Origin of the sequence: Kitasatospora sp. NPDC127116, assembly GCF_042677365.1 — a bacterium.
GTDB classification, from domain to species: Bacteria; Actinomycetota; Actinomycetes; order Streptomycetales; family Streptomycetaceae; genus Kitasatospora; species Kitasatospora lactacystinica.
The window spans coordinates 1-9403 of sequence record NZ_JBHXTL010000220.1; the positions used below are offsets into that span (position 1 = coordinate 1).

The 9403-nt window shown below is 76.4% G+C and carries 10 protein-coding genes; 8 read left to right on the forward strand and 2 right to left on the reverse strand.

Annotated elements, in window-relative coordinates; translation table 11 throughout:
• Positions 1–57: 57 nt before the first annotated feature.
• The gene (locus tag ACFVHV_RS42090; RefSeq protein WP_380358944.1) at positions 58–1278 is read right to left on the reverse strand and encodes a GNAT family N-acetyltransferase; all 1221 of its coding nucleotides are present in this window, start codon (positions 1276–1278) and stop codon (positions 58–60) included.
• A gap of 307 nt (positions 1279–1585) precedes the next feature.
• Between ACFVHV_RS42090 and ACFVHV_RS42095 the strand changes: the two genes are divergently transcribed.
• From ACFVHV_RS42095 to ACFVHV_RS42125, 7 genes are all read left to right on the forward strand, one after another.
• A complete protein-coding gene (locus tag ACFVHV_RS42095) occupies positions 1586–2128 on the forward strand; it encodes a sigma-70 family RNA polymerase sigma factor (RefSeq protein WP_380358959.1) in 543 nt (180 codons plus the stop codon).
• Positions 2129–2231: 103 nt separating this feature from the next.
• Positions 2232–3230, forward strand: coding sequence for a MerR family transcriptional regulator (locus ACFVHV_RS42100; protein WP_359897901.1), 999 nt, complete (start codon positions 2232–2234; stop codon positions 3228–3230).
• Between the two features lie 88 nt (positions 3231–3318).
• Positions 3319–4191 carry a hypothetical protein gene (locus tag ACFVHV_RS42105; RefSeq protein WP_359897870.1) on the forward strand — a complete coding sequence of 291 codons (873 nt, stop codon included), beginning with the start codon at positions 3319–3321 and terminating at the stop codon, positions 4189–4191.
• A 109-nt stretch (positions 4192–4300) separates the two neighbouring features.
• On the forward strand, positions 4301–4945 hold the full coding sequence (locus ACFVHV_RS42110; RefSeq protein ID WP_380358947.1) for a DedA family protein: 645 nt from the start codon (positions 4301–4303) through the stop codon (positions 4943–4945).
• Positions 4946–5253: 308 nt separating this feature from the next.
• Complete coding sequence (locus tag ACFVHV_RS42115; protein ID WP_380358950.1) at positions 5254–5505, forward strand: hypothetical protein; 252 nt, start codon at positions 5254–5256, stop codon at positions 5503–5505.
• 293 nt (positions 5506–5798) lie between these two features.
• Positions 5799–6200, forward strand: a complete 402-nt coding sequence (locus ACFVHV_RS42120; RefSeq protein WP_380358951.1) for an SsgA family sporulation/cell division regulator — start codon at positions 5799–5801, stop codon at positions 6198–6200.
• A 163-nt stretch (positions 6201–6363) separates the two neighbouring features.
• Complete coding sequence (locus tag ACFVHV_RS42125) at positions 6364–6675, forward strand: hypothetical protein (protein ID WP_380358954.1); 312 nt, start codon at positions 6364–6366, stop codon at positions 6673–6675.
• A gap of 30 nt (positions 6676–6705) precedes the next feature.
• Here ACFVHV_RS42125 and ACFVHV_RS42130 read toward each other — a convergent pair whose 3' ends face one another.
• Complete coding sequence (locus tag ACFVHV_RS42130) at positions 6706–7689, reverse strand: aldo/keto reductase (RefSeq protein WP_380358956.1); 984 nt, start codon at positions 7687–7689, stop codon at positions 6706–6708.
• 264 nt (positions 7690–7953) lie between these two features.
• Here ACFVHV_RS42130 and ACFVHV_RS42135 point away from each other — a divergent pair, with 264 nt between their 5' ends.
• Positions 7954–9327 carry a deoxyribodipyrimidine photo-lyase gene (locus tag ACFVHV_RS42135; protein WP_359897877.1) on the forward strand — a complete coding sequence of 458 codons (1374 nt, stop codon included), beginning with the start codon at positions 7954–7956 and terminating at the stop codon, positions 9325–9327.
• The last annotated feature ends 76 nt before the right edge of the window (positions 9328–9403 follow it).

Genomic DNA, 9403 nt, shown 5'->3' on the forward strand with positions numbered 1-9403 from the left:
CGCCCAACCAGGGCGGGGACCGGCGTTCGGTGTTGATCGCGGGTGGCGGCTGCCGGATCAGAACCAGTGCAGGCAGTGCGGCGCGCGCTCGGCGCGGAACAGGGCGTCGGCGAGGACGGCCGCGCCGGGGCGGTGGGCCCGGATGTGCCCGGCCCGGACGAGGGCGCTCGGGGCGGTGCCACCGAGGTAGACCGCGCCCAGGTCGCGGACGTCCAGGGACAGATCGGGCTCCCGGTCCGTCGGGACGCACTCGGCCTTCCCGTTCCGGACGGTCAGCAGGTACCGGTGGTGCTCGCCGAGGAACGGGTCGTCGACGTCCAGGACCAGCTCTCCGTCGGTGAACCAGCCGCGCGCGGTCAGCGCGCGCGGGACGTCCAGCAGCCGCACCCAGAGCCAGTCGGTCTCGCCGCCCGGCTGGACGGCACGGAAGTCCGCGAGCTGCCAGCGCAGCGGGTGCTCCGGCGGACAGTGCCGGAACACGACCTGGGAGACCAGGTCGTGGCCGAGCACGAACCGGGCCAGGTCGGTGTGGGCGGCGTCGTCGACGGCGATGGTCTCGTCCACCGTCAGGGTGTCGTCGCCGAGCGAGTAGCTGGCGTACCCGTCCGGGGTGCCGTCGGCGTCCCGGTGGACGGCGACGTAGCGCGGCGTCGGGGCGATCGGGACCTGCCCCGCGCCCAGCTCCCACCAGCGGCGCGGCCGGGACAGCGCACCGGGCTGACGGCGGCGGTAACGGTCGTAGACCTCCTCCACGATCCGCCCGCAGTCGGCCCGCCGCAGCAGTTCGACCGAGCCGGCCGCCGGGGCCTCGGCCGCCCGCCGCGCCCGGGGTGCGGCGAAGGCGGCCCGCCCGCTCGGCACCGTCAGCCGCTGGGTGTACGTCGCCGGACCGTAGCCGAACCTGCCGTAGATCCCGGCCTCGGAGGCCAGCAGGACGGAGAGGAACTCCCCTCGCGCCCGCACGTCGTCGAGCTGACGGCGCATCAGCGCGGTGAGCACGCCCCGGCGCCGGTGGGTGGGCAGGACTCCGACGGACGTCACCCCGGCGGTCGGGACGACCACCTCCCCGGGCAGGGTCAGTTCGAAGGAGCACGCCCCGGCGGTGCCGACCGGCCGCCCGTCCGCCGTCACGGCGAGCAGGTTGCGGTCCATCTCGGTCGCCGCCCACCAGACCCCGCCGCCGTCCGCGTTCGGGGTTTCCGGGAACCGCCCGAACGCGGCGTGAAGCGTGTCGACGAAGACGTCGAGGTCCTGGTCGGTCGTGGAACGGATCTCCATGCGGTGCTGCTGCCTCCCCGTACTGCCGGCGCCACCGCGTGCGGCGCCCCCCGAAGTGCAGCGCGACCGCGCGGCCCGGTCAACCGAATTACCGGCGGTCGGGGCGGCGTCGGGACGTCGGCGGCGGGCGGTGGCAGCGAGTGGCGGGGAAACGCTGCACAAAGGCTGCGGGTGGTGCCGGGAAACCGAAACGCTGCACAGTGCCGGGGTGACCACGCACGCCTGCCCGTCCCCGTCCCTCTCCCCAGCCGTCCCCGCCGTCCCCGTCGTCCCGGCCGTCCCCGTCGTCCCGGCTCCGGCCGCGGAGCTGGAGCGCCTGGTCGCCGCGGTGGCCCGGGGCGACCAGGCGGCGTACGCACGGCTGTACCGGGCCGTGGCCGCACCGGTGTACGGGACGGCGCTGCGGACGCTGCGCAGCCCCTCGCAGGCCGAGGAGGTCGCGCAGGAGGTGCTGCTGGAGGTCTGGCGCGCCGCCGCCGGCTACCGGCCGGCCCGCGGCACGGTGCTGGCCTGGGTGCTGACCATCGCCCACCGCCGCGCCGTCGACCGGGTCCGGGCGGCGCAGGCCGCCGCCGACCGCGAACTGCGGGCGGCCCTGCGCGAGCAGCCGGTCCGCGAGCCTGGCGCCGAACCGGTCGCCGAGCAGGTCGAGCGGGTCTTCGACGCGCGCCGGGTGCGGTCCGCGCTCGCCCGGCTGAGCGGCGTCCAGCGGGAGTCGCTGGTCCTGGCGTACTACGGCGGTTACTCGCAGCGCGAGATCGCCCGGGTCCTGGGGGTGCCGCTGGGCACGGTGAAGACCCGCATGCGGGACGGGCTGCTGCGGCTGCGGACGGCCTTCGACGGCTCCTGACGCCCGGGCCCGACAGGGGATCATGGCAGTGGCGCAGGACGCCCGGGACGCCCAGGGCATCCGGGACGCCCGGGACATCCGGAACATCCGCGAGAGGAGAACGATGGGTACCGACCAGGCGGGCCTGCCGACCGGCGGCGTGGCCCGGCTCCTCGGGGTGTCCCCCACCACGATCCGCTCCTGGGAGCGCCGCTACGGCATCGGCCCCTCGCTGCGCGACCCCGGCCACCACCGCCGCTGGAGCCCCGAGGACATCGCGCTGCTCGAAGCGATGTGCCGCCTGGCGGCCCGCGGTGTGCGCCCGGCCGAAGCGGCCCGGGCGGCACTGGCCTCCCACCACGCGGCCGCGGCCGCTTCCGAGGCCGGGGCTCCGTCCGCCGTCGCACCGGTGCCCGGGCAGGCCGCGCGGCCCGGGCCGGAGGCCGGTCGCGGCCCGGCCGGCGGCCGTGCGCTGCGGATGGGAGCGGTCCGCGCCGAGTGCCGGGGCCTGGCCCGGGCCGCCGTCCGCCTGGACTCCCCGGAGGTCGCCCGGATCCTGCGGGAGGTGGTGGATTCGCTCGGGGTCGTCGACGCCTGGACCGAGGTGATGATGCCCGCGCTGCGCGCTACCGGACGCAAGTGGGCCTCCTCCGGCGAGCAGTACGTCGAGGTCGAGCACCTGCTGTCCTGGCACGTGTCCACCGTCCTGCGTGCTGCCGCCGTACGGCCCGCCAGGCCGCGGCCCGCGCCGCCCGTCCTGCTGGCCGCGATGCCCGACGAGCAGCACAGCCTGGCGCTGGAGGCGGCCGCGGCGGGCCTGGGCGAGCGTGCGCTGCCGTTCCGGATGCTGGGTGCGGCCGTCCCGCCCAGGGCGCTGCTGGACGCGGTGCACCGGATCGGCCCCGGCGCCGTGATGCTCTGGTCGCAGCTCCCGCCCACCGCCGACCACGAGCTGGTCCGGCGGGTGGCCGACTCCACGTGGGGCGCACGCGGCTCCCGCGGCCGGGCCCTGGTGCTGGCCACCGGCCCCGGCTGGGGCCGCTCCGGCGCCCCGGGCGGCACCGCGGGCCCGCAGAGCCTGGCGAGCGCCCTCGACCTCCTGGAGCGGACCGTCACCGGGTGATCCGCGCGACCGTCCCCCGGCCGCCGAATGTCCCTCGACCGCTGGATGTCCCTCTGCCGCCGAATGTCACCCGTTCGGGTGACTCCGAGTGCCCTGGCCCATCCGGGGCCCGGTCGGCACCGAACCCACCGTGCCGGCGGTCGGCCGGGACGAGGACATGGACGGGTACATGGACGTGGACGTGGACAGGGGCCCGACGAGGGTGTCCGACAGGGCGGGACGGGCGCTGCGGGTCCGGCCCGCGACCCACGAGGACCAGGCCCAGGTGGTCCGGCTGATCGCGGCCGACCGGCCCGCCGTGCCCTTCCCGGCGGCGGCACCCGTCGCCTGGGACCGCCGGCCCGACCGGACGGTCCTCGTCCTCCACGACAGGGACGGCCGGCTCCAGGGCGCGATGGCCGTGCACCGCCGGACGACGGCCGGCCGACTCACCGGCGGGGTGGCCTGGCTGCACTGCCGCGAGGCCGCGGACGCGGCCGAGGTCCTCGTCCGGACCGTCCTGGCGCGGAGCGGCGGCCTGACCGCCGTCACCGCCTTCACCGACCCTTCGCCCTGGCCGCCCCACCTGCCCGGCCTGCCGCTCCACCGCCGACCGGTCACCACCCGGGCGTTCCTCGCCCACGGGTTCCGCCCGATGGACCACCGCCTCCTGCTGCACCGCCCCGCCACGTCCACCATCGACCGCACCGCACTCGGCCCGCGCACGGCCGACGCCCCGCCCCTGTGGGTGTCCCCGGAGGGCACCCTCCACCGCGACCGCGGCACCGTCGGCCCGCCCGCGCCGGCCGTGCTGTGGCGCCGCAACCTGCCCCGCGCGCTGGAGGAACTCGACCGCGCCGGCGGCCGGGACGTCCTGGCCATCGTCGATCTGCTCGCCCCCGGCGCCTGCGAACTCGCCGCCGTCCTCGCCGGGTTCGGCTTCGACGAGCTCGACCTGCTGCGCTCGCTGGTCCTGACCTGACCCGAGGGCCTGGGGCCGGGGTCCGTCGCCTTCCGGACCGCCGGGTCGCCGGGGGCGCCGAGCGTTACATTGAGGCGGAGAGGGGCGCCGGTCCGGAACGGGGTGGCTGATGCACTCGATCACCGCCTGGCTGAGCGGACTGTCCGGTCCGGTCGGGTACGCGGTGGTCGCGGGCCTCGTGCTCGTCGAGGACGCCCTCTTCTTCAGCTTCGTCGTCCCCGGCGAGACCGCGGCCGTCCTCGGCGGGTTCCTCGCCCACCAGGGCCGGCTCTCGCTCGGCTGGCTCGTCCTGTTCGTGGTCTGCGCGGCCGTCCTCGGCGACACCGCCGGCTACGAGATCGGCCGCCACATCGGCCCGAGGATCCTCGACACCCGCCCGATGCGGCGCCATGCGACCCGGGTCGACCGGGCCCAGGAGCTGATCCGCCACCGCGGGCCGGCCGCCGTCTTCTTCGGCCGCTTCGTCGCCTTCTTCCGCGCCATGGTGCCCACGCTGGCCGGCATGTCCCGCATGCCCTACCGCCGCTTCCTCCTGTACAACGCCCTCGGCGGCGTCCTCTGGGGCGTCGGGTTCACCCTGCTCGGCTACTTCGCCGGAGCCGCCTACACCCGGGTCGAGAGCACCGTCGGCCGGGTCCTCGCCCTCGCGATCGCCGCGGGCGTCGTCATCGCCCTCGCCGTCTGGTACCTGCGCCGGCACCGGCGCGGAACCCGCGCCCCGGACCGCGGCGACCAGAGCGACCGGAGCGAGTAGTCCTGCCCCCACCGCCGACTCGTGCCCTCGTCGACCGAGGAATCGACAGCCGGCGAGAGGTCCTCGCCACCGGTTCGGACCGTGACCGCACCGTGTGGCATCGCCCCCCTGCGTCCGGCAGCGCGGGCTCCGGCCCGGGGTTACGGTCGGAGGGCCGACGACCGAGGGCTGACGGAACCGGCGCCGAGCCGGACCGGACCACCCGGCCCCGTACTCGCGGTCCGGAATCCGGTTCGGACCCGGACATCCGGGCAGCCGCCCGGTATCCCATCCGTCGAAGCCCAGGACCCGGAAAGGGGAACGAGCCCATGACCACACGCGACGACCACGGAACGCATCCGGACGAGGCGACGCAGGAACGGTCCGCCGAGGAACGCGCGATCACGTCCCCGACCCCGGCGGACGTCCGGGCGAAGGCCGAGGGCCGGACCGGAGCCCGGGAGCGCTCCGCCGAGGAGCGATCCATCAGTGCGCCCACCCCGGCCGACGTGCGGCGGAAGGCGAAGCCGGACGAGGAAGAGGAGCCGGAGCCGCCCGCGGCGGACACCGTGGCGCCGTGAGGCTCCGCACGATCACGCGGTGATCACCCGGTGACCCGCGAACCCCGCCCCGCCCCGCCCCGCCCCCGCGACCGTGCGCCGGGGCGGGGCTTCGCTGTATGGGCCCGGAGCGGTGGGCGGCTGCCCCGTTCCCCCGACCGGGAAACCACCCGGGTGGGGGATCACGCCGGGCGACGCGGTTGCGTTGAGAGACGAGGAATGCACCCCGGGCGCGCGGGTAACCGAGCGCTGCCACCACCGGCCGTCACGGCCGGGGGAAACCGGGTGCCATCGCCAGAATGGGAGTTCGTCGCATGACTGTCGCCACCTCCTGGTCCACCGCCGTCACCCTGCCCGAGGGCCCGTTTCCCGACGTGGCCGTGGAGGCGCAGCTGCGGTTCGACACGGCGTCGCCGTACGCGGTGTGCCTGGCGTTCCCGCCGCTCGGCGACGACGACGCGGCGCAGTGGACCTTCGCGCGCGAGTTGCTGGACCGGGGCCGGCACGGCCCGGCCGGCCTCGGGGACGTGACCGTCGCACCCGGGCCGGAGGACCGCGTGCTGATCACCCTGCGCTCTCCGGCCGCGCGGGCCGTCATCAGTGTTCCGGCGGCCGTCGTGACGGCGTTCCTCCTCGACTCCTTCCGCCTGGTGCCGGCCGGCGCCGAGGCCGAGCACCTGGACCTCGACGCCGCCCTCGCCCGCCTGCTCTCCTGACCCGCCCCATCACCAGGGCCGCCACCGGAGCCGGGGCCGCCACCGGACCGGGCATGTCTCCCGGCGCGCGGGGTAGGCGGGCGTCACGCGACGGACCCGGCCCGCCGGTCACCTCCCCCTCGGGTCCGGGCCCGCCGCCGGAACGCGAGGAGAGGAGAGGACCATGACCAGCCCACCGTTCCCGGCCACACCCGACGGCCCCGCCCTGTACGCCGTCGCCGTGCCCGCCCTGGCCCTCGCCGCGCTGCTCATCGGCGCGTTCGCCTGGGGCAGCCACCACCTGAACCGCCGACGGCCGAAGCCGGCCCGCGACACCCCCGCGTCCCCCGCGGCCCGTGCGGGCTCCCGGCACGCTCGGCACGCTCCCGGGCCGGACGGTCCGCACGCCTGCCACCGGAAGCCCGCGGGCCGCGAGGCCGGTCGGCGCTCGCACCGGCGGGCCCACGGCGCGGCCCCGCCCGGACGCTCGTCGTGAGGGCCACGGGCCGTTACCGGCCGCCCGCCGTCACCAGCGGGCGTGGACCTGCGCCCGGATCCGCCGGTCGTACAGCTCGCGCACGGCGGCCAGGGTGGCCGACGGCAGCGGGGGCAGCCCGGCGGCGGCCGCGTTGGCCCGGGCCTGCGCCACGTTGCGGGCACCGGGGATCACCGTCGTCACCCCCGGCTGCTGGGTGACCCACCGCAGCGCCGTCTGCGCCGCGCTCGCGCCCTCGGGTGCGAGTGCGGCGAACTCCACCGCCGCCTCGACGCCCATCGCGAAGTCCACCCCGGAGAAGGTCTCCCCCTGGTCGAAGGACTCGCCGTGGCGGTTGTAGGTGCGGTGGTCGTCCGCGCCGAAGACGGTGTGTTCGTCGTACCGGCCCGACAGCAGGCCCGAGGCCAGCGGCACCCGGGCGAGGATTCCCACGCCGGCCGCCTCGGCGGCGGGCAGCACCTGCTCCAGCGGCTTGAGCCGGAACGCGTTCAGGATGATCTGGACGCTCGCGACGTTCGGGCGGGCGATGGCCGTCAGCGCCTCGGCGCAGGTCTCCACGCTCACCCCGTAGGCGGCGATCCGGCCCTCCTCCACCAGGGTGTCCAGGGCGTCGAAGACCTCGTCCGAGGAGTAGACCGGCGTCGGCGGGCAGTGCAGCTGCACCAGGTCCAGCCGCTCGACCCCCAGGTTGTCCCGCGAACGGTCGGCCCAGGCACGGAAGTTGGCGAGGTTGTAGTGCTCGGGCCGCTGCTCGACCCGGCGGCCGAACTTGGTGGCGACGAACACCTCGGCGTCCGGGCGGTCCTTCAGGAAGCGGCCGATCAGCCGCTCGCTGCGGCCGTCGCCGTAGACGTCGGCGGTGTCGAAGAGGGTGACGCCGGCCTCCACCGAGGCCTCCAGCACGGCCAGGGCGTCCTCCTCGCGGACGTCCCCCCAGTCCGCGCCGAGCTGCCAGGTACCGAGTCCGACGATCGAGACGGGGCGGCCGGTACGGCCGAGTACACGCTGTTCCATGGAGCGAGCCTCTCACGCGACGCCCCGGCCGCACCACGCACCGCTGCCGCACCACGCACCGCTGCCGCACGACGCACCCAGCACCGCTGCCGGCTCACGACCCGCCGTCGAGGCGCCACCGGCGGAACACGGGCCCGCCGACCGGACCCGCGGGGCCGTTGGGACCAATCCGCGCCGCGGGCGGCTCCGAACATCCGGGGAGAAGCAGCTGAAGCGGTAGAAGCAATCAGAACACCCGACGGCACCACCTGTGAGGCCCCGCCCGTGACCGTATCGATCGCCCTGTTCACCCAGGACCTGCGGCTGCACGACAACCCCGTGCTGCACGCCGCCCGGTCCGCGGCCGACCGGGTCGTCCCGCTGTTCGTCCTGGACCCGGCCGTCGAGGACGCCGGCTTCGCCGCGCCCAACCGGCAGGCGTTCCTGGCCGACTGCCTCGCCGACCTGGACGCCTCGCTGCGCCGGATCGGCTCCCGGCTGATCGTGCGCCGCGGCGAACCCGCCGAGCAGACCGCCCGGGTCGCCGTCGAGGCCGAAGCCGAGGCCGAAGGTGCGGCCAAGGGTGATGCCGGTGGCGTTCCCGCTCCGGTCACCGTGCACATCGCCGCGGGCGTCAGCGCCTTCGCGCACCGGCGGGAGGCCCGGCTGCGCGAGGTGTTCGGCGACCGCCTGCACGTCCACGACGCCTCGGTGACGGTCGTCCCCGCGGGCCGGATCACCCCGGCCGGCCGGGACCACTACGCGGTCTTCACCCCGTACCACCGCGCCTGGCAGCAGGCGCCCCGCCGCACGGTGCTCGGCGCGCCCCGGGCGCTCGACACCCCGGGCGGCATCGGCAGCGAGAACCTGCTGCTCACCGGACCGCTCTCGCCCGCCCTGCCACCCGGGGGCGAGAGCGCGGCCAGGGAGCGGTGGCGGCGCTGGGACGTCGACGCCTACGCCCGGGTGCACGACGACCTCGCCGCCGACGCCACCTCCCGGCTCTCCCCGTACCTGCACTTCGGCTGCCTGTCCCCGACCGAACTCGTCGAACGCGCCCTGCGGCACGACGGCGAGGGGGCGCAGGCCTTCGTCCGGCAGCTCGCCTGGCGCGACTTCCACCACCAGGTCCTCGCCGCCCGCCCCGACGCCGCGCACCGGGACTACCGCACCAGGGACGACCGCTGGCACCGGGACGAGCGCGAGGCCGAGGCCTGGCGGCAGGGCCGCACCGGCTACCCGATCGTCGACGCCGGAATGCGCCAGCTCGCCGAGGAGGGCTGGATGCACAACCGGGCCCGTCTGCTGACGGCGGGCTTCCTCGCCAAGTGCCTGTACCTGGACTGGCGGATCGGCGCCGCCCACTTCCTGTCGCTGCTGGTCGACGGCGACGTGGCCGACAACCAGCTCAACTGGCAGTGGGTCGCGGGCACCGGCACCGACACCCGCCCCAACCGGGTGCTCAACCCGCTGCGCCAGGCCGACCGGTACGACCCGGACGGGACGTACGTGCGGCGCTGGGTGCCCGAACTCGCCCACCTGCCGGGGGCCGCCGTCCACCGCCCCTGGCTGCTCGACCCCGCCCCCGACTACCCGGCCCCGCTCATCGCCCCGGACGCCCTCACGGTCCGCTTCCGCGAGGCCCGGGGCCTGGACTGAGCACGGCCGGGGGGGCGCCGGGGGGGGGGGGGGGCCCGCCGCCCCCGCCGCGCGGCGGGCCGCGGGGGTGAGCCGT

What these genes read in the sequence shown, in the direction of transcription:
- ACFVHV_RS42090 (WP_380358944.1), bottom strand. Translation starts at nt 1,278, where the DNA reads ATGGAGATCCGTTCCACGACCGACCAGGACCTCGACGTCTTCGTCGAC.
- ACFVHV_RS42115 (WP_380358950.1), top strand. Translation starts at nt 5,254, where the DNA reads ATGACCACACGCGACGACCACGGAACGCATCCGGACGAGGCGACGCAG.
- ACFVHV_RS42110 (WP_380358947.1), top strand. Translation starts at nt 4,301, where the DNA reads ATGCACTCGATCACCGCCTGGCTGAGCGGACTGTCCGGTCCGGTCGGG.
- ACFVHV_RS42130 (WP_380358956.1), bottom strand. Translation starts at nt 7,689, where the DNA reads ATGGAACAGCGTGTACTCGGCCGTACCGGCCGCCCCGTCTCGATCGTC.
- ACFVHV_RS42100 (WP_359897901.1), top strand. Translation starts at nt 2,232, where the DNA reads ATGGGTACCGACCAGGCGGGCCTGCCGACCGGCGGCGTGGCCCGGCTC.
- ACFVHV_RS42120 (WP_380358951.1), top strand. Translation starts at nt 5,799, where the DNA reads ATGACTGTCGCCACCTCCTGGTCCACCGCCGTCACCCTGCCCGAGGGC.
- ACFVHV_RS42125 (WP_380358954.1), top strand. Translation starts at nt 6,364, where the DNA reads ATGACCAGCCCACCGTTCCCGGCCACACCCGACGGCCCCGCCCTGTAC.